The sequence below is a fragment of the Actinomyces massiliensis 4401292 genome (assembly GCF_000269805.1).
Taxonomy (GTDB): domain Bacteria; phylum Actinomycetota; class Actinomycetes; order Actinomycetales; family Actinomycetaceae; genus Actinomyces; species Actinomyces massiliensis.
The window spans coordinates 120416-139186 of sequence record NZ_JH711483.1; the positions used below are offsets into that span (position 1 = coordinate 120416).

Consider the following 18771-nt stretch of genomic DNA (forward strand, 5'->3'; position numbering starts at 1 on the left):
TCGGTCCGGCGGGCGCTCACGCCGCCGGTCGGGGCCTCTCGGGGGAGAGGAGCCCGGGCGACATGGAGATGATGACGAGACCGAGGACCGGGGGGACGGAGATGGCGTCCCGGAACATCGTCGCGGCCAGGACCATGCAGATCAGCCCCAGGCCGATGCCTCCGACGATCCGTGACGCCAGGTTGAGGGAGAACCAGGCGAGTACCACCCAGATGAGAGCCGCCCCGCAGCACGACGCCACCGCCGCATGGGCCGGGAACGTCGAGACGGCACCCGTGCCCGATGCCTCCAGACGGTACAGAACCGCGAGTCCGATAGCGGAGGCGCTCCCCAGCGCGACCGGTCCCCAGACGTGCACCGCGGGGCGGGAGAAGCGCCCGGACACCCACAGGCCGAGCGCCATCAGCAGGGGGATGAAGGCGATGAGGCCGACCGGAACTCCGAGCGTCAGGAGCACCTCCCGTGGGGCGACGGCGGAAATCCCAATGATCCTCATGATGACGCACGCGGCCGCCACTGCTCCGAGCGCCGTGGCGCAGGCGCCGAGGAGCCGTATCGACCGGACTCTCCATCGGGGCAGGTCCATCTGCGGCAGGTCCCTCATGATCCTCCTGGTCGTCACGGCCCGCGGCGCTGCCGCGACCCGCGGTGCTGCGGCCCACGGCGCTGCCGCGGCCGGTGGCCGTGCCGGCTTCTTATCAGCGGTCGAGACGACCAGGAGCACCACCGGAGCGGCCATGGCGTACATCCAGAGGAATGAGAAGGCGATCCAGACTGCCGGTGCCAGCAGCGCGCCCACTGCGATCCCGGCGACGGCGCGCAGTCCCGGGTCCAGCCGCCTGCTGACGGTCAGACCGCTGACGGCGATCGCCACGGCGGCGGCGAGCACGACCCAGGAGGCACGATTGAGTGTCATGTCGAGGTGACCGAGCAGCGGCTCGGGGGCGCCGAGGTTCTTGGCGTCGTAGCTGAACGTCATGGCGATATTCGCGACGGCCCCGATGACGCCGGATATGACGGAGGTGATTGCGGCGGCAAGAGCGTGCCGTGGGGCCAGCCAGCCGCGCTCGCGGGCGAGGCTGAGAAGCCCGATGGCCAGGAAGGCGGCGCTGAGGGAGGCGGATGCGCCTGTCACCCAGCGGAGGAGGTGATCATCGGCGTCGGCTTGCACGAGTGACGTGCCGGCCAGGAAGACGGCGAGGGACACGGGGGTCAGGGCGAGCAGGAGAAGCGAGGTGATGCTGCATCCCATTGCCGTCTTCCTGCCGAGCCTCATCCCCATGCGATAGGCGGGGGAGGCGCTCGTCGCGTCCCCGTTGCTGCTGCTATCGGTGGCGGGGCTGCCGGCGCTGTCGTCGCTGGGGCCGGGGCGAGGATACTGAGGAGACATGAAGTAGCTCATTCCGGGCTCACTGTGCTGGAAGTACGCGATGATGGTCCTGGAGTTCAAGCGTAACGAGGATTCCCGCCTGTGCCGAGGGCGGGACGCGGAGCCCGGTGCAGGTCATGCCCTCTGCGCGGATGTCGTGCGGGGGCGCTGGCACGCGAGGATGAGCCCGCCGACGAGGGGGATGGCGGGCGCGGCATGGGTTGTCAGGGAGGGAATTCCCAGTGCCAGCAGCTGCGTGTAGAGCAGTCCCGCGGCGACTGCCAGAATGGCGCGTCGCACTGCGGACATGCGCGCTCTGCGGATGATGGTCCAGCCGATCGCGGTGCCGCCGCAAGCGGCCGAGACGACCATGGCCAGGGCGATCCAGTCGAGATCGGGTGAGTCCAGGAGTTCCGCGATCGCCATCGCCACCACCGACAGACTCGCCAGCGCGATCGGACCCCAGGTGTGGATCGGGGCATACGGCGAATGGTCCGAGAACCGCAGACCGATCGCGGCGAGCAGGGGGAGGATGGCGAATAGTCCGACCTGGACGCCTGCGACCATGAGATCGGGCGCCATCGACGACGGAAGCACCGCGCGCACGGCCGCGCAGCCGATTCCCACCAGCCCCACCAGTCCGAGAAGGGCGGCGCAGGCGCCGAGCGGCCGCACCCATCGGGTTCTCGTGAGAGTCCTCGCGGGAGACGGGGCGGCGGTCGCCCGTGACTGAACCGGCGTCTGCGGCGGATCGGTCGATTCGGATGGTTCGGTCACGGGCTGGACTCCCCGCCCGCGGGAAAATGCGAGGACCATGAGCACGATGGAGGCTCCGGCGATCGTGAACAAGGACATCGTCAGGGCCAGTCCGCCCACGGGCGCTAGGAACGCGCCCGTCCCGATTCCGATGATCATGCGCGGCCTCGGGCGCAGCCGTTCCGCGATGACGCCGTCGAGAACGATCGCGATCGCCGCGGCTCCCAGTCCCCAGGCCGCAAGGCCCAGCGGTACGTAGAGACGCCCGGAGACCGGGATGGGATCGCCGACGTCGGCGGCGGTGAACGCCGCCGTCCACGAGACCTGCGCAATGGCACCGAGAATCAGCGATAGCGTTGAGATGGCGGCGGCCCATGACGTATGGCTCGGTGGCAGCAGGTCGCGCTGGCATGCCAGTCCGAGGGCGCCGATCACCAGGGGCAGCGGTGCGAGGGCCATCGACGCGGTCGGTGCCCACATGGGGAGGCCGTTATCGAAGACCTCCAGGGGGATGACGATCAAGGCGATGCTCATCGCGCTCAGGAGAAGCGCGGTGATCCCGCACCACAGGACTTGCTTCGTGCTGAGCCGCATCGTCTCATCCTCCGTCGACGGGGGCGCTGATACCGGAAACCGTAGCAGTGGGGCGGGCAGTCGTGCAGGGGCGCCGGTGCTTTCGCGTCGGCCCGCCGGCCGAGGACGGGCGGGCCGGTCGAGCCGCTAGGCTTCAACGGTGAGAGAGAGCGGGCCAATGGGTACGACCGACTCGTCCTCGCCGATCGTCGGCAGCAGACCACTGTTCATCACCACTGGGAGCCGCGGTGACGTTCAGCCGTTCCTGGCGCTGGCCCGCGCCCTCGCCGAGTCCGGGGCCGGCCCCGTCGTCGCCGCGCCGAGGCGCTTCGGCGACCTGGCCACGCGCTTCGGCGTCGAGTTCGTCGGCCTGGACGACAGCATCCTCGATCTCCAGGACGACCTCGTGGGGGCGGGGCCGGTCCGGGCCGCGCTCTCGCTGGGTCGCATACGGCCGCTGATGCGGCGGTGGCTGGACGATCTCGCTGAGCTCGCGAACAAGGAGGCCGGTCGGGCCGACGTCGTCGTCTTCACCCAGAAGGCCCTGGGCGGAGCGAGCATCGCGGAGAGACTCGGAACCCCCGGGCTGCCCGCTCAACTCATCCCCACCGGGCCGCCGACGAGCGACTTCCAGGTTCCGTTCGCCCCGGCCGGGACGCCGCGGTCCCTGCGCCGCGCCTCCTGGTCGCTGGTCGGGGCGTCCGAGGCGCCATGGCGAAGGATGGTGGCTCAGTGGCGGTCGACGCGTCTCGGTCTCACGACGCGCCCGATCCCCTTCTCCAGGATCATCGCCTCGCGGGGGATTCTCAGCGCCTGGAGCCCCCGTCTGCTGGCGGCGCCGCCCGAGTGGCGCCCCTCCCAGGGCCCCCTCGGGTTCTGGCGGTCGCGTGCGACCGGGACTCTTCCGGCGGACGTCGAGCGCTTCCTGGCCGCCGGGCCGCCACCCGTGGTCGTCGGCTTCGGAAGCATGATGCACGGCGACCCGGCGCGGCTCGCCCGAGAGGTGGTGGACGGCCTGCGCCGTGCGGGGCGCAGGGGGATCCTCCTGGCCGGATGGGCGGGGTTGAACGCGTCGGGGGGTGATGACGTCCTCGCCATCGAGGAGGCTCCTTTGGATGGGCTCCTGCCGAGGGCCGCGGCCGTCGTTCACCACGGCGGAGTGGGAACCGTGGGCGCCGCGCTCCATGCGGGGACTCCGCAGATCATCCGCCCCTTCTTCGGCGATCAGCCCTTCTGGGCCGGCCGTCTCCGCGAGCTGGGGGTGGCGCCGCGTCCGCTCAAGCGCGTGACCGGGGAGGCCCTTGCTGAGCGCCTGCGCGTCATCGACGACCTGGCCGACGCCGCTGGAGCGCTGGGAGAGGCGATGGCGGACGAGGATGGCTGCACCGCCGCCATCGATCGCATCAACCGGGTGCTGGGCCGAGGGGGAGCGGCGGGATTCGGGTGACGCTCATCGTGTGGAGGTCCGGAACGAGCCCGTGAGTCGGATAGTTGACGACTGCATGAAGGATTCGGATTCCTCGGCTTCGGTCACTACGGACACGGTCGCGGCCCCGGCGATCCCGACGCCGGCCGGGCGCTCAAGGAGGCCGTCGAGATCGCGGTCGCGCGGTCGGGGCGGACGAGATCGGCATCAACGGCGCCTACTGACGCGTCCACCACGTCGCCCGCCAGGCGGCCTCGCCCGTGCCGCTGCTCGCGGTAGCGGGCGCCCGGACGTCGCGCATCGAGGTCGGCACCGGCGTCATCGACAAGCGGTAGCGCATGTAGCGGTTGCAACACCCGTTCACGTAAGCTTGGTTGCATGGTCGAACTGGTATCGCTGAGGAAGACGAACGAGGTTGCGGCGTACGTCCGCGCCTCGATGGACCGCAAGGGCGACCGATGGACCGTCGAGACCCAGCTGAGAAAGATCAGGGCGCTGGCCGAGGCCAAGGACTGGAAGGTCGTCGAGGTCTACGACGACAACGCGGTGTCCGCGACGAAGAAGCGCCGTGCTGGCACTCGGTGGGCCGAGATGCTGGAGGACGCCCGTGCGGGCAAGTTCTCGATGGTGGTCGCCGTGGACATGGACCGGCTCCTGCGTAGCACGAAGGACCTGAACACACTGATCGATCTCGGCCTGCGTGTCGTCACCGTTGACGGCGAGATCGACCTCTCGACGGCGGACGGGGAGTTCCGGGCGACGATGCTCGCCGCTCTCGCCCGGTTCGAGGCACGACGCAAGGCCGAGCGACAAATCAGGTCGAACGAGCGCCGACGCGCCGAGGGCATCCCCACGTCCGCCTGGAAGGCGTTCGGCTGGACGAGGGACGGCGAGTTGATCGAGGAGGAGGCCGCCGCCGTACGGCGGGCCTTCGATGCGTTCCTCGGCGAGCCGTCCCTGTCGATCCGGCGAATCCGCGAGGACCTGAACAGCGCCGGTCACTTCACCGCGCGTGGGTCGGAGTTCTCCGTCGATGCTGTGCGCTACCTGCTCGCGAACCCGCTTTACTGTGGCTACATCAAGCACTACGCGTCGGGCGAGCTGTACCCGGTTCAGGGCGAGGCGTTCCCGCCCATCGTCGGCGAGCAGACGTGGCGGGCCGCGGTGGCGAAGCTGGAGGACAACGTGCGGAGGTCGGCGAGGCAGGGGAACCAGCCGAAGTATCTCCTGTCCACGATCGGGCTGTGCGGGAAGTGCGGCGCGACGCTCGTCTCGGGGACGAACAGCCGCAAGCAGCCGACGTACCGCTGCGGCGAGCAGTTCCATCTCACCCGCCAGCGCGAGCCCGTCGATGCGATGGTCACCGAGGCGGTGCTCACGCGTCTGTCCTCGGTGGACGTGCACGACCTCGTGATGCCACAGGAGGACGATGGGCCGGATCGCGAGGAGCTGCTGACGGAGCGGAACGCCCTGGTCGATCGGGTGAAGGAGCTGAGCCCGCTGCTGCGCGACATCCATCAGCCGGTCCTGGAGATAACGGCAGCGATCAACGACGTGAAGGCCCGCATCGACGAGATCGACGCGGAGCTGCTCGACCGTTCGGTGTCGGCGGCGGCGAAGCTGCTCGCGGACGTCGAGGAGCCGGTCGGCACCGCGGAGCGCCGCGAGGTGGTCGAGGCGAAGTGGAAGGTGTTGGACGTGGACCGCCGCCGGATGCTCGTGGACGAGCTGGTGACGGTGACCATCGAGCCCATCACGCCCGGTCACGTGAAATTCGACCCCGACCTGATTCGGATAGAGCCGCGTCGCGACTGACTCATGAGTCGACTCGTCATTGCAATGGTGAGTCGACTCGTGGGAGAATGGTTGCAGACAAGAAGATCCCACCGGGGCCGCGACTTAGAAGCGCGGGGTTCTGCTCCCGGATGAGTAGCCGGTCAAACAGCCCAATTACCGTGGCGGGGAACCGGAAGATACTCATGTCTGAGGACTTCCGATGTCTGTCGTTATCGACGTTCCCCGCGCATCCGCGCTCGACCGCCCTGGCCTCGATCAGGGCTCCACTCCTTCTCTGCAGGCAGACGGCCTCGATCCCGTCATCGCCGCCGCTCGTGCTGCTGGTCGTCTGGCCGGTGAACGCCTGGCTCGCACGCCCCTGACCCCGCGACAGCGCGCCGCGGTCGCCGCCGTGATGGGCGGTGGTCACTGATGAGCGCCAACTCCGCCGCCTTCGACCACGTGAACGGCTTCCGCTGGCGACAGGGCGACCCCTCCCTCGCCGAGTCCGAGGCACGTCTCTACGACCTCGGCGTGCTCCGCTCCGTGCTGGAGGAGTCCGTCGAGATCGCCGTCGCCGACGCCCGCGCCGATGGGGTGACCTGGGCGAAGATCGGCGACGCCCTCGGCGTCACGCACCAGGCTGTCATCAAGCGCTACGGCCGGGGCGGTGGTCGCTGATGCGCGCCGACGCACGCAACCTCAGCACCGCTCCCGCCGACCTGACCCCGCCCGGAGGGCCTGGCCTGGCACCCGCCGAAGGCGGGCTGCCCGTCGTCGTGATGACGGTCCGCAGCCGTGCTTCGCACTCTAAGAGTTTCGGGAGCCTCATTCGTTCCTACGGGCGCGGCAAGGGCTTGTCGATTGCCGCGTCCTGCAACAACGTGCCTGGTCAGCGGTCGGTTCCGCCCGCGCTCCGTCGCGTGGCCTCGTGGGATCATTTTGGGTCTCATTTGGGGGTCAATAGGGGGTCATTTAGGCGCCGCACTCTCTCTGAGGCCCTCCGCGCTGTCCGCGGCGGGGGTGGTCGCCGTGGCTAAGCAGGAGAACAACCCGACGAGCATCGGGCTCACGCAGTACCTCGATCCGTCGTACTGGACCTGGGCTGCCGAGGACCCGAACGGGGCCGCGCTGCTCCAGCAGGGAGCCGAAGCGATCCTCGCCTACGTGGTGCAGCGGCTCGAGGCCACCGGCTGCGAGGTCGTCGAGGCCTACGGCATCGTGCATGACAAGGACGAGCGCGAGGTCTGGAGCGACACGGAGAAGGCTCTGGTGATCGAGCCGAAGCCCGATCACCTGCACGCGGTCATCAAGTTCGCCAGCCGTGCGAAGAGCGCACCGCTGGATCGGCTCGCGTTCGGCATCGGCGTCGAGCCCCAGTACGTCGAGAAGCCGGGCCGCGGGCGGTACGCCTACGACAACATGCTGTCGTATCTGACGCACGTGAAGTACGCGGACAAGCACCAATACGCGCCTTCGGAGGTCGCTACGGTGCGTGGGCCTGACTACCTCGGGATCGACGCCCAGCGTCGGGAGACCTGGCTCAAGGGGCGCGCGCACGTGAAGAAGAAGGTCGTCGCCGAGAACTTCGAGGACATGCGCGAGCGCGTGCTCCAGGGCGAGTTCACGCGGGATCAGATCATGCTCACGGACGAGCTGTTCGACATCTACTCGCGGCATCAGCGGGAGATCGACGACGCGCTGTCGGCCTACGGCCAGCGCCGCGCATACCGGGCGGCGGCGAAGCTCCGCGCCGGTGAGTTCTCGACGCACGTGGTGTTCGTCCATGGGGATGCCGGGATCGGCAAGACCCGGTTCGCCACGGACTTCATCACCGAGGCGATCAACGCGGCGAACGCGCACGGCGAGCGGTGGCAGGTCTACCGGGCCGCGACGGGGAACCCGCTTGATGACTGGCGAGGCGAGGAGGTGCTGCTGCTGGACGATCTGCGGGCCTCGGCGATGGATGCGAACGACTGGCTGCTGCTGCTTGATCCGTACAACGCCTCGCCTGCGAAGGCTCGGTACAAGAACAAGGGCGAGGTGGCCCCGCGCCTTATCGTCATCACGGCGACGATCGAGCCTGTCGAGTTCTTCTACTACGCCCGCCAGAAGGGCAACGTGGACGAGGCGTTGGACCAGTTCATCCGCCGCTTGGCCTCGGTCGTGAAGGTCTATCGTGCCGACGACATCAATCGTTACCTCGTGCAGCACATTGGGAAGATCGAGCCCTACGAGTGGCACCAGTGCAGCATCCCGACCGCCGCACACACGCCCGGCATGTACGGCAACGCGTATCACCAGAACGTCGGGTCGCGGGAACTGACCTACGGTCCGGAGACCTCGGCGGAACATGACGCTGAGGGCGCGGTTGCTGAGCTGCTGGGCGGGCTCGCGGTGCGGAGCCCTGACGTGCCGCTGGCGCTGATCGGAGGTGCCGCATGAGCACCGAACGCGATGCGCTCTTCCAGGGGGTCGAGGGGGCCGGAGGCCCCTCGCAAGCAGCCGGGGAGGACATGAGCGCCAGCGAAATGTCCGACACGGCTACTGCTTGCCACTCTGGCGTACAGGTGGAGCAGCAGACCGACTCCCAGGTGAACACCGGTCGGGCTGATGCGGAGGCTGTGCGTCAGAGTCACGGCGGCGCGAAGCGTCGTCGTGGGGGCCGCGCGAAGCTCGATACCGACTTCGGAGAGGAGACGCTCGCGGCGCTTCGCACTCGTGCGAAGCGGCTCGGGCTGGCTCCGAGCACGTGGGTGCGGACCGTCGTCCGGGATGCCCTCCACGCCTCTCGGAGCGAGGAGTTGGACGCCGCCGTGGCCGCGCACCTGCTCGGGGTCGAGGCGCGGGTGCAGGCGTCGGCGGATGCTCGCGAGCTGGCCGCGCAGATTCGCCCGCTGGCGATCAACGTCAACGACCTCGACCGCCGGGCGCGGGCTGGTGAGTCAGTGGCGCTGTCGGCGGAGGTGCCCGAGCTGATCGAGTTGCTGCGCGAGGTCCGCGCCCTGCTCGGGGATCGGGCGGCCTCATGAGCACCACGCACTACAGCCCGAGCGCCAGCGCCGCCGACACGGAGCGCTATATCCGTGGCAAGGAGGACGAGCGGGGCATCGCGATCACGTGCGATGTGCCGGGAGGCCCCGGCGCGTTCTCGGCGCGCGCTCGGTCGCTCACGCAGAACACGACGCGCGAGGTCGAGGCGGTGCATTACCGCCAGTCGTTCAGCGACGAGGAGTTCGACCCGAAGAGTCCGGAGGACGTGCAGCGGGTGAACGATCTCGGTTATCAGCTCGCGAAGAAGATGCACCCGGATTCCGACTGCCTCGTAGTCAGTCATGTGGATGGGCGGGGCAAGAAGCCGCACAACCACATCTTGGTCATCAACCACAACAACCGGACGGGGAAGGCGCTCTCGGACTATCGCACGTTCCACGACCGCAAGGCCGGGAATCAGCGGGGCGTCCAGTCGGCGAACGACCAGCTGATGCGAGAACACGGGCTCTCGGTCGTGAAGCGGCTGGAGCACGCACCGAAGGACTGGGAGCTGCGCCGCGAGGACTTCGCCGAGGGATCGCTCGACCGCGAGATGGGCGACCGGATGAGCGCGGCGCTGGCCGATCCCCGGGCGGTGGACAAGGCCGGTCTGGTCTCGGTGATCGAGGAGCAGAACCAGCGGCTCGGCGATGACGGGGAGCGGGTGCCGCGGATGCGGTTGCACAGCCCCGTCAGCAAGAAGGGCAAGCGCGCCGGGCAAGAGACCTGGACGCTCTACATCGAGGATCGCCGCGGCGAGTCCGGCCGCGCCGAGCGCCGCAAGCGCGCGAGCGCCCTCTCGGCGGACTTCACCCCGGAGGGCGCGCAGGCGTTCTTCGACTACCACCAGCAGCAGAAGGAGAAGGAACATGAGCGCAGCGCTCGACAGGCTGAAGCAGCAGAACGAGCCCGAGCAGTCGCAGCAGCAGCTCGGCAGTCCGGAGACGATGGAGCTGTTGACCTCGATCCTCGCCGCCGTCGAGGCGCAGAACACGAGGATCGCCACGCTGACCGAACAGCAGAAGAAGCTCGCGGGGTTCGTGAAGGTCATGGACGAGGAGACGACGAGGCGGCTGGAGCGGATCACGGCCCCGGCGTCGACCTCCTCGCCCTCCAGCGACGTGTCCGCGAGGATCGCGAGTATCGAGAGCAGGCAGAACGAGATCGCGAGCACGCTCGGCGAGTTCGCGCAGAGTCTCAACGGCGAGAGCTTGAACGCCGCGTCGCGGAGCTTAGTCGCGGAGGCGCAGAAGAATCGCGCGGCTACGGCCTCGGCGATTGAGGGTCTGAAGGCGCAGGTCACAGCGAACCAGAAGCTCGTGAGCCAGGTCGGCGGCGCGGTCCAGCGGATCGAGAAGCGCACCGAGGAACGGGTCGAGAAGGCTGTCGAGCAGGTCGCCGGGGAGGCTTCGGCCACGATGACCGCGAGCCTCGACGCCTCGAACGCGCGGGCGGAGCGGATCATCGCCGCGACGGCGAAGCTGGAGGCGCGACAGCTCTGGTCCGCCGCCGCCGCGATGTGCCTCGTTCTCCTGCCGGTGGCCGTGGTCGTCGCCGGTCTCTGGATGGGCATCGCCGGGCTCATCACGGGTGTTCAGTGGGCGCTGGACGTGGACGGGAGCGTGTGGCTCGGCATCGGCCGGTGGCTCGTGGTCGGCGCTGGCCTCGCCGGGGCCGGCTACGGGCTCTTCGCGTCCGTCCGCTGGGTTGCGGGTCTCGTGGAGACCTGGAAGGGCCGCGGGATGCCGAAGTGGCCCCGCTGGCGCAAGAGGTGATCACGCCTCACGAGGGCAAGCGCGCGCAGCGCGTGCGGCAGCCGCGACAACTGGACATTAGGTCAGCGGCTGCTGTATAGTTCAGTGCATGCTGACCATTGCTTCGCGTCTTGACGTCATGAACCGGCTCGGCCGGGCCATGGCCGACCCGACGCGCTCCCGCATCCTGATGTCCCTGCTCGACAGCCCGAGCCACCCCGCGGTGCTCTCGCGCGAGCTGGGGCTGACCCGCTCGAACGTGTCCAACCACCTGACCTGCCTGCGCGACTGCGGGATCGTGGTCGCCGAGCCCGAGGGCCGCCAGACTCGCTACGAGATCGCCGACCCGCACCTGGCCGCGGCGCTGACGGCACTGGTCGATGTGACCCTCGCCGTGGACGAGAGCGCGCCGTGCATCGACCCGGCCTGCTCGGTGCCGGGCTGCTGCGCCGCGAGCAGTTCGGGGGACGCCTCGTGAGCGCCGCCTGCGGCTGCGACGAGCCGACGACCAGCCCCGCGGACGAGGCAGAGGAGGCAGAGCGCCCGTGGTGGCGTGATCCCGGCCTGGTCGTGCCGATCCTCTCCGGCGTCGCGTTCGGCACCGGCCTGGCGCTGGAGTGGTCGGGGCTGCACATCGCGGCGCTGGTCGCGTTCTGGGCGGGCCTGCTGCTGGGCGCGTACACGTTCGTGCCCGGTGCGATCCGGAATCTCGTTGTGAAGCGCAAGCTCGGGATCGCGCTGCTGATGACGATCAGCGCCGTGGGCGCGGTGATCCTCGGCTACGTCGAGGAGGCGGCCGCGCTGGCGTTCCTCTACTCGATCGCCGAGGCCCTGGAGGACAAGGCGATGGACCGCGCCCGCGGCGGGCTGCGCGCGCTGCTGAAGCTCGTGCCGGAGACCGCGACCGTGCTGCGCGACGGGACCTCCGCCTCGGTCCCGGCCAGGGAGATCGCCGTCGGCGACGTGCTGCTGGTCCGCCCTGGCGAGCGGGTCGCGACCGATGGGCTGGTCCGCTCGGGCCGGTCGAGCCTGGACACTTCGGCGATCACCGGTGAATCGATCCCGGTCGAGGTCGCGCCCGGAGAAGCGGTGTCGGCGGGCGCGATCAACAGCGCCGGCGTGCTGGAGGTCGAGGCGACCGCCGCGGGCACCGACAACTCGCTGACCACGATCGTGGAGCTGGTAGAGCAGGCCCAGGCCGAGAAGGGCGACCGAGCCCGGATCGCTGACCGGATCGCCCGCCCGCTGGTGCCCGGCGTGATGGTCCTCGCCGTCCTCGTCGGCGTGCTCGGGTCCCTGCTCGGCGACCCGGAGACCTGGATCACCCGCGCCCTGGTCGTCCTCGTCGCGGCCAGCCCCTGCGCGCTGGCGATCGCGGTGCCCGTCACCGTGGTCTCCGCGATCGGCGCGGCGACCAAGTTCGGCGTCGTCATCAAGAGCGGGGCCGCCTTCGAGCGCCTCGGCGGCATCCGGCACCTGGCCGTGGACAAGACCGGCACTCTGACCCGCAACCGGCCCGAGGTAACCGCCATCGTCGCCGCCCATGGGTTCGACGATGCGCAGGTGCTTGCTTGGGCTGCCGCCGTGGAGCAGCACTCGACGCACCCACTCGCCGCCGCCATCGCCGCCGCGGGCCGGGGAACCCCCGCCGCGCAGGACGTGGCCGAGGAGGCCGGGCACGGCATCGGTGGCCTGGTCGACGGCCGCAGGGTGGCGGTGGGCAGTCCGCGCTGGATCGACGCCGGTCCGCTCAAGGCCCGGGTCGAGGACCTGGAGGCCGAGGGGCAGACCTGCGTGCTCGTCACCGTCGACGGCTTCCTGGCCGGGGCGATCGGCGTCCGCGACGAGCTGCGCCCCGAGGTCCCCGAGGTCGTGCGGAGCCTGCGCGACCAGGGCGTCGAGGTGAGCATGCTCACCGGCGACAACTCCCGCACCGCTGCTGCGCTGGCGAAGCTGGCCGGGATCGGCGACGTGCACGCCGAGCTGCGTCCCGAGGACAAGGCTCGCATCGTCGCCGGGTTCTCGGAGACGTCGCCGACCGCGATGATCGGCGACGGCATCAACGACGCGCCCGCCCTGGCCGGGGCGACCGTGGGCATCGCGATGGGCGCGACCGGCTCCGACGCCGCGATCGAGTCCGCCGACGTCGCCTTCACCGGCCACGACCTCGGCCTCATCCCGCAGGCTCTGCGCCACGCCCGCCGCGGCGGCAGGATCATCAACCAGAACATCGTGCTGTCCTTGGCGATCATCACTGTGCTGCTGCCGCTGGCGATCACCGGCGTGCTCGGCCTGGCAGCGGTCGTCCTCGTGCACGAGGTCGCCGAAGTCGTCGTCATCGCCAACGGACTGCGGGCTGCGCGTGCCCGCAAGCAATAGGTGTTCCGTCCAACGCCATAACTCAGACATGCGCTACGAGAGCCCACTCCACCTGGCCGAGGAGATCGTCGCCCTGGACCTGCTCACCGACCGCGCATCGTCATCGGTATCTCCCGCGGCTCCCCGGAGCAGGCGATGCCGCCCAGATCGGAGCCGCCCCCGGAGGGGCGTCTCTCGCGGCTTCAGGCGGAGCAGATCCGTCGTTGTCGCGGGACCGGTGAGGAAGCCGGTCACGACTGGACCCCGCGGATGAGCGTGTCCCGCTCGATCTTCCCGATCGTCTCCGAGACCGACCGCAGTCTCTTCAGCCTGCGTGGCGAGGACTCCCACGACTACATCGACGTTACCGGGTTCTTCGTGTGTGAGGGTGTGGTCGGGGTGGGCGGGTGCCAGTGGTTCGGTGTCTTGGAGTCCTGCGCGGTCGTACGCGGGGGCGTGTGGTCGTACCTGGCGTCGCGCGGTCGTACCTTGGAGGGGTTTTAAGGTACGACCGCGTGGAGTTGCGTACGACCGCACGGCTTCACGTACGACCGGGTGAGACTGCGTACGACCACGTGGAGCCGGTGGCCCACGATGACGCATCCCCGGGGCGGGCGCAGACGCCCGCCCCGGGACCGTCGACCAGCGACCCCGACGGCCCCGGCGAGAAAAGCCTCGAACAACCGCATACATCCCACCCATCACGCCCCCGAACACGAAGAACCCGTTATCGACGGTCTGCACTTGACGTTCAGACGCACCTACGCCGCCGAGCCCGACACCCTCATGCTCGCCATCCCCGGCCAGCTCGGTGCCGACGACAACCTGTATGCCCTGCAGGCCTTCGCCGAGCACGGCGTACCGGCGCTCGGCTGGCGGCCCAACACAGAGGGACCGGTGACGGGATACGCGTTGGACGACGGGGGCTGAGTCCCGGCGATCGATCCGGGGACGGATCATCCGGCGGACGGGCCCGAGGTGCCGGCGGCCTCGAGGATCGCATCGAAACGAGGTGCGGGCAGGGACAGAATCGTCCGCGTCCCGCCCACGGACCCCTGGCCCGGATCGGGCAGCGCCACCGCCTCGATCTCGCCGTCGGGGGCGCGGTAGAAGACGAATGCGGACAGCAGCGGATCGACGTGCTGGGCGATCTCGTCCTGAATGAACAGCACCATCGAGCGCAATGCCCACTCCGGATCCCGCCGGTCCACCGGGTGCAGACCCAGCGCGTGCTTGTGCGGGACTGCGAAGAGCACGCCCGCGCTCGTGTCGACGTCGATCTCCCCCAGGATCCGGCCCAGGTTGGCGGCCTTGGAAGCTGTGAAGAAGCCCTCCCCGTGCAGGGCCCACGCTCCGGCGCCGATCGGGCCGGAGTGGACCAGAGGCGCCTCATCGGTGTTGCGCTGGCCCGCCTCGAAGAGCTCATCGATGGTCAGCGGGCAGTCCCCCAGGAGCGCGGGGACGACCGGATGGACCCCGCCGTCGAACCGTCGGTACAGGCCCAGGACGAGGTTTCCGGCGAAGGGACGATGGACCGGTCCTCCCCCGGGGCGGGCCTCATCCGGGTCGATCAGCCGCGTGCGCACCGCGGCGCGCCACTGCTCGGCAGTGCTCGGCGGCTTCCCGAGGCAGGCGGTCATGCTGACCGCCTGGGCGACCCGCACGTCCAGTATCGTGTTCCACTTCGATCTGCTGTGGCCCGCCAGCTCGAAGGCCGTCTTATCCAGGGGCAGGATCATGCCCTCGTAGGTGTTGGTGCCATGCAGCTCGGGGCCGCTGCTTCCGTCTGCCAGCTCGGTGGTGATCCCATGGGCGGCGAGCTTGGCCCGCATCGTCAGGGCGATCTCGATCAGGGTGGTCTCCTCGAAGGTGTTCTCCACGGCGCCGGGGGCATCGGCCAGGCCGAAGGCGACGCCGGCGTGGGGCATCTGGACCGGATTGGGTGTGCGTGGGTGGGAGTGCGGGCGACGGTGATCGGATACGGGCATGGTGGCTCCTCGACGGGGCTGCGCGGATCGAGGGGGCGCAGCGAGTAGGTGAGTGTGTCCTCGCACGCTAGGGCCAGGCTCTCTCGGCGTGCGAGGCGGAGGGTCGAACCCTGTGGACAATGGCTGCGGAGTTGCTGTTGTGGAGCCCCGCGGGATGCCTCCCGCCACATATCCGGCGTCCCGGTGCCGCCGGCGCTCGGACCGATCACTCGGGACGGTTCAGGGGACGTGCGCGCGGTGGCCCGTCCACCGGCTGGTCCCGGCCGACTGCTAGGCGAGCCCCATGGCCAGGGCGGTACCGGCCCTGAGCCAGGCGCGCCGCGTGGACAGGGCCAGCGAGTCGAGGATCAGGGGTCGTCCGGCCATGGCGGGGTCGTAGGGGATGCCGACGGCGGCGCGGGTGATCCCCTGGAATGTGGAGACCAGCTGGGTGGGGGCGGGCTCCGCCTTGGAACCCTGGGAGACGACCACGAGGGCGTTCTCGGCCAGGCGCGCGGCGTGTGAGTCGGCGCCGGCGAGCTCGGCCAGGAGGAGGCGCGCGGACTCGGCATGGTCGGGCCGCGTCGTCGTGGGCACGACGATGGCGTCCGCCCGGGCGATCATGGCGCGCCACTGGGGGCTGGACTCGTCGTTGCCGGAGTCGATGACCACGAGGCGGTAGTACTTGGTCAGGACGGAGTGGATGGCGTCGAAGCTGTCCGCGTCGCCGGGCTTCGCATCCGCGAGCACCTCGGGGCGGCTGCGCAGGACGTCGTAGCGGTCCTCGCGCTGATGGTGGACGAACCCGGATATCTCGGCGGCCTGCGCCTGCGGGGACAGGAGGTGGTTCACGTGCGGCAGCAGGTCGATGACCGTGGCGTCGTGCGGTCCCTGCTGGGTGCGCCACCCCAGCGTGCCGCGCGTCGAGTTGTTGTCGTAGGCGATGACGCCCGCCCCGCCGTAGCGCGCGAAGACGGCGGACAGGAGGATCGCCGTGGGCGTCTTGGTGGCCCCGCCCTTGCCGTTGACGACCGCGATGGTGCGCGGGCCCGCCCAGTGCTGGGAGACGGCGGCGGCATCGGCCCGCTCGGCGCGCTCACGCTCGGTGGGCCCCAGGTGCAGGCCGAACTGGTTCAGGGCGCCGCGCAGGCCGGTGGCCGCGGGCGCCTCGTTGGTGATCTCCGTGAGCAGCGACGTGGAGCGCGCCTGCTCGCGCGGGTCCGACGGCACATTCCCCGGAGAGGGCGGGGTGGACGCCGTCGGGGGCTGCTTGGGTGAAGGCGAGTACGGCGTGGCCAGCGCCGCCGGTGAGAGGGCCGACGTCGCCTGCTGGGTGGCCGCTGGTGAGGCCAGCGCTGCTGTCGGGGGAGGCGCTCCGTCTGACGGGGAGTACGGCGTGTCCAGCATCGCGTGCGATGCCCCGGGTGCGTCGGGCGCTGCTGTCTGTGCTGCCTGCCCTGCCTGTGCCGCCGGCCTTGTTGGTGATGCCGGCGATGCTGGTGACGCCGGTGATGGTGGTGATGTCGGTGCCGATGGTGCTTCGGCCGCTGCTGCCGACGACGCCGAGCGCGGCGCGATCAGTGAGGAACGCCGTACTTGCGGTGCGGCTGGTGCTGGTGCTGGAGCCGATGCCGATGGTGCTGAGCGCGGTGCGGCTGATGAGGCGTACGGCGGAGCCGGGGCTGCGGGCGATGCTGCTGAGGCGGGCGATGGTGCCGGCGCCGGCTCTGCGCGATGCCTCCGCGGTGCGGTGCGGCCCTCGGCGGCGTCGGTCCGGGGCAGAAGGCCCGGTGGCAGTCGGATGCCGGCGGTCTGGGGGGTATCGGAGTCCGGGGCGGGCGCGGTTCGCTGCCGACGGCGGGTCTGAGGCAGGGGTGCGGAGCGCGTCGGCTGAGTCGGCTCAGCCGGCTGAGTTGGCTGAGTCGGTACAGATGGCCTGGTCCGCGTGCGGGGCGTTGCAGTGCCGCGAGTCGTGCCCGGCCTGCTCAGCCTGCTCGCTCTACTCGGTGTGCTCGGTGTGCTCGGCGTCAGGGCGCCCTCGGTGATGATGGTGCCGTCCGGGTAAACGGCTATGCGCCAGCTTCCCGCGGGCTCGGTGATGGTGGTCGAGATCGGGTGCCCGAGTGCTCGGGCGCGGTGCGACAGGTGGGTGACGACCGCGGCGCGGGCCTCTTTCGGAGTCGATTTGCTCAAGTCCGCCTCGACGCCTTCGAAAATGACGTGCGCGTGGCCCTCGGCGCTCAGCAGGACCTCAGCCTGAGGCCATTCTGTTGCGGTGCTCATGTGCGTGTCCTTCGTGGCGAGCGCTACCGGTGAGCGCGTGATGTAGATGGGCGATGGGCTCAAATGGTCCCAATGGGCCAAATGGTCAAAATGGTCCAAATGGGCTCAGTGGCACCAAAGATCTGTGCTGCGACGGCGCGGCGGTGAAGATCGGGCAGACGGCGATCCGATCGGCGCCAGGGTGCTGCCGGGGGCCTTGTGCCCATCCTCAAGTCACGGTTGTCACGACTTGAGCGTACCGCGAGAACTCCAAAAGTAACGATTTTGTCTCCTCGGCGGTGCCCGCGAGTCTCTGGCGCGACGCGATCCCAGTAGTTAGCCTTGCCTAACACGCATCGACTGGCGACATCATGGTGAGAAGTGCACCAGCGCCGGTGCGGGCGTCGTGTCTGACCCACCCGATCACACGAAGGACACCACCATGAACAACCTGAGTCGTCGCTCGCTGCTTGGATTCGGAAGCGCCGGCCTCGGTGTCGCCGGCCTCGCCGCGCTCAGCGCCTGCGCCTCGCAGAAGAACCCGTCGGACTCCGCGACGGGCGGCTCCGACTCGAGCGGAGCGGACTCCGGCGACTGGCCCCGCACCGTCACGGATGAGCAGGGCGAAGTCACTATCGACAAGAAGCCCACCAAGATCGTCTCCACCTCGCCGAGTGTCACCGGCACGCTCCTGGCCATCGACGCCCCCGTGGTGGCCTCCGCGGCGACCTCTCCTTCGCCGCTGACGGACGACAAGGGCTTCTTCACGCAGTGGGCCTCCGTCGCCGACGAGCGCGGGGTCGAGGTCCTCTACAGCAACCTCGAGTTCGATCTTGAAGCGGTCATCAGCTTCGATCCCGATCTCGTCGTCGTCGCCAGCTCGGGCAAGGACTCGGTGGCGGACCAGGTCGAGACCATCAAGCAGCAGTTCCCCGTGATCGTCGTCGACTACGGCAAGCAGAGCTGGCAGGACCTGGCCACGCAGCTCGGCAAGGCGCTCGGGCTGGAGGACAAGGCGACGGCCGCGGGCACCGAGTTCGACAGCTACATCAAGGAGGCCAAGGGCAAGATCACCCCGCCCGAGGGCGGGGCCAGCATCGTCTCCTACAACGGCAAGGACAAGGACCAGGCCATCGCGAAGAAGGACTCGGCTCACGCCGACCTGCTCACCTCGCTCGGCCTCGAGGTCGTCGAGGCCGATGCCTCGCTCGACAGCGGGAACAGGCAGCGAAATGACTTCATGTTCGTCAGCTACGAGAACCTCAGCAAAGCCATCACGGGCGAGAGCGTGTTCCTCATCAGCACGGGTCAGGACCAGGTCCAGAAATTCCTCGATGATGAGACGCTCGCGAACCTTCCCGCAGTGACCAATAACCAGGTCTACTACCTCGGGCCCACCTCCTTCCGCATCGACTTCTACTCCGGAAAGCTCGCGGCCGACGCGGTCGTCGAGCAGCTGGGGGCGAGCTGACGCGCATGACCCCTGCAGTCCGCCGC

General features: G+C 69.5%; 19 protein-coding genes. 14 read left to right on the forward strand and 5 right to left on the reverse strand.

Annotation, left to right across the window (positions count from 1 at the left end):
• Nucleotides 1-16: 16 nt before the first annotated feature.
• Both W5W_RS0112260 and W5W_RS0112265 read right to left on the reverse strand, forming a co-directional pair.
• Nucleotides 17-1390 carry a hypothetical protein gene (locus W5W_RS0112260; protein ID WP_154650350.1) on the reverse strand — a complete coding sequence of 458 codons (1374 nt, stop codon included), beginning with the start codon at nucleotides 1388-1390 and terminating at the stop codon, nucleotides 17-19.
• 114 nt (nucleotides 1391-1504) lie between these two features.
• Nucleotides 1505-2719 carry a hypothetical protein gene (locus tag W5W_RS0112265; protein ID WP_008731398.1) on the reverse strand — a complete coding sequence of 405 codons (1215 nt, stop codon included), beginning with the start codon at nucleotides 2717-2719 and terminating at the stop codon, nucleotides 1505-1507.
• A 157-nt stretch (nucleotides 2720-2876) separates the two neighbouring features.
• Between W5W_RS0112265 and W5W_RS0112270 the strand changes: the two genes are divergently transcribed.
• Complete coding sequence (locus W5W_RS0112270) at nucleotides 2877-4145, forward strand: glycosyltransferase (protein WP_017195600.1); 1269 nt, start codon at nucleotides 2877-2879, stop codon at nucleotides 4143-4145.
• A gap of 196 nt (nucleotides 4146-4341) precedes the next feature.
• Here the strand turns inward: W5W_RS0112270 and W5W_RS16225 are convergent, their stop codons facing one another.
• The gene (locus W5W_RS16225; protein ID WP_154650351.1) at nucleotides 4342-4488 is read right to left on the reverse strand and encodes a hypothetical protein; all 147 of its coding nucleotides are present in this window, start codon (nucleotides 4486-4488) and stop codon (nucleotides 4342-4344) included.
• Nucleotides 4489-4502: 14 nt separating this feature from the next.
• Here W5W_RS16225 and W5W_RS0112275 point away from each other — a divergent pair, with 14 nt between their 5' ends.
• From W5W_RS0112275 to W5W_RS0112325, 11 genes are all read left to right on the forward strand, one after another.
• Nucleotides 4503-5939: a recombinase family protein gene (locus W5W_RS0112275; protein ID WP_009744093.1), complete on the forward strand. Its 1437-nt coding sequence runs from the start codon at nucleotides 4503-4505 to the stop codon at nucleotides 5937-5939.
• A 181-nt stretch (nucleotides 5940-6120) separates the two neighbouring features.
• Nucleotides 6121-6333: a hypothetical protein gene (locus W5W_RS0112280; protein ID WP_017195601.1), complete on the forward strand. Its 213-nt coding sequence runs from the start codon at nucleotides 6121-6123 to the stop codon at nucleotides 6331-6333.
• Nucleotides 6333-6581 carry a hypothetical protein gene (locus W5W_RS0112285; RefSeq protein WP_003780556.1) on the forward strand — a complete coding sequence of 83 codons (249 nt, stop codon included), beginning with the start codon at nucleotides 6333-6335 and terminating at the stop codon, nucleotides 6579-6581. The genes W5W_RS0112280 and W5W_RS0112285 overlap by 1 nt, the downstream gene beginning before the upstream one ends.
• A 351-nt stretch (nucleotides 6582-6932) precedes the next feature.
• The gene (locus W5W_RS0112290) at nucleotides 6933-8345 is read left to right on the forward strand and encodes a Rep family protein (RefSeq protein ID WP_225792350.1); all 1413 of its coding nucleotides are present in this window, start codon (nucleotides 6933-6935) and stop codon (nucleotides 8343-8345) included.
• Entirely contained in the window at nucleotides 8342-8932 is a 591-nt protein-coding gene (locus W5W_RS0112295; protein ID WP_009212769.1) for a hypothetical protein, read from the forward strand. Before W5W_RS0112290 ends, W5W_RS0112295 begins: the two co-directional genes overlap by 4 nt.
• Nucleotides 8929-10215, forward strand: a complete 1287-nt coding sequence (locus W5W_RS15850) for a relaxase/mobilization nuclease domain-containing protein (RefSeq protein WP_017195602.1) — start codon at nucleotides 8929-8931, stop codon at nucleotides 10213-10215. The genes W5W_RS0112295 and W5W_RS15850 overlap by 4 nt, the downstream gene beginning before the upstream one ends.
• A gap of 37 nt (nucleotides 10216-10252) precedes the next feature.
• The gene (locus W5W_RS15855) at nucleotides 10253-10708 is read left to right on the forward strand and encodes a hypothetical protein (RefSeq protein WP_017195603.1); all 456 of its coding nucleotides are present in this window, start codon (nucleotides 10253-10255) and stop codon (nucleotides 10706-10708) included.
• Nucleotides 10709-10796: 88 nt separating this feature from the next.
• Nucleotides 10797-11165: a Cd(II)/Pb(II)-sensing metalloregulatory transcriptional regulator CmtR gene (cmtR, locus tag W5W_RS0112310; protein ID WP_003780589.1), complete on the forward strand. Its 369-nt coding sequence runs from the start codon at nucleotides 10797-10799 to the stop codon at nucleotides 11163-11165.
• On the forward strand, nucleotides 11162-13066 hold the full coding sequence (locus tag W5W_RS0112315) for a heavy metal translocating P-type ATPase (RefSeq protein WP_029574305.1): 1905 nt from the start codon (nucleotides 11162-11164) through the stop codon (nucleotides 13064-13066). The genes cmtR and W5W_RS0112315 overlap by 4 nt, the downstream gene beginning before the upstream one ends.
• 249 nt (nucleotides 13067-13315) lie before the next feature.
• Complete coding sequence (locus W5W_RS16400; RefSeq protein ID WP_017195605.1) at nucleotides 13316-13549, forward strand: hypothetical protein; 234 nt, start codon at nucleotides 13316-13318, stop codon at nucleotides 13547-13549.
• A 240-nt stretch (nucleotides 13550-13789) separates the two neighbouring features.
• A complete protein-coding gene (locus tag W5W_RS0112325) occupies nucleotides 13790-13975 on the forward strand; it encodes a hypothetical protein (RefSeq protein WP_008731402.1) in 186 nt (61 codons plus the stop codon).
• 26 nt (nucleotides 13976-14001) lie between these two features.
• Here W5W_RS0112325 and W5W_RS0112330 read toward each other — a convergent pair whose 3' ends face one another.
• The gene (locus tag W5W_RS0112330) at nucleotides 14002-15033 is read right to left on the reverse strand and encodes a hypothetical protein (RefSeq protein WP_017195606.1); all 1032 of its coding nucleotides are present in this window, start codon (nucleotides 15031-15033) and stop codon (nucleotides 14002-14004) included.
• Between the two features lie 270 nt (nucleotides 15034-15303).
• Nucleotides 15304-16242, reverse strand: a complete 939-nt coding sequence (locus W5W_RS16740) for a MinD/ParA family ATP-binding protein (RefSeq protein ID WP_017195607.1) — start codon at nucleotides 16240-16242, stop codon at nucleotides 15304-15306.
• Between W5W_RS16740 and W5W_RS16745 the strand changes: the two genes are divergently transcribed.
• Together W5W_RS16745 and fepB are read left to right on the forward strand one after the other, a co-directional pair.
• Entirely contained in the window at nucleotides 16196-16879 is a 684-nt protein-coding gene (locus W5W_RS16745; protein ID WP_238533347.1) for a hypothetical protein, read from the forward strand. The genes W5W_RS16740 and W5W_RS16745 overlap by 47 nt on opposite strands.
• A gap of 837 nt (nucleotides 16880-17716) precedes the next feature.
• Nucleotides 17717-18745, forward strand: coding sequence for a Fe2+-enterobactin ABC transporter substrate-binding protein (gene fepB, locus W5W_RS0112340; RefSeq protein ID WP_017195610.1), 1029 nt, complete (start codon nucleotides 17717-17719; stop codon nucleotides 18743-18745).
• Nucleotides 18746-18771 lie beyond the last annotated feature (26 nt).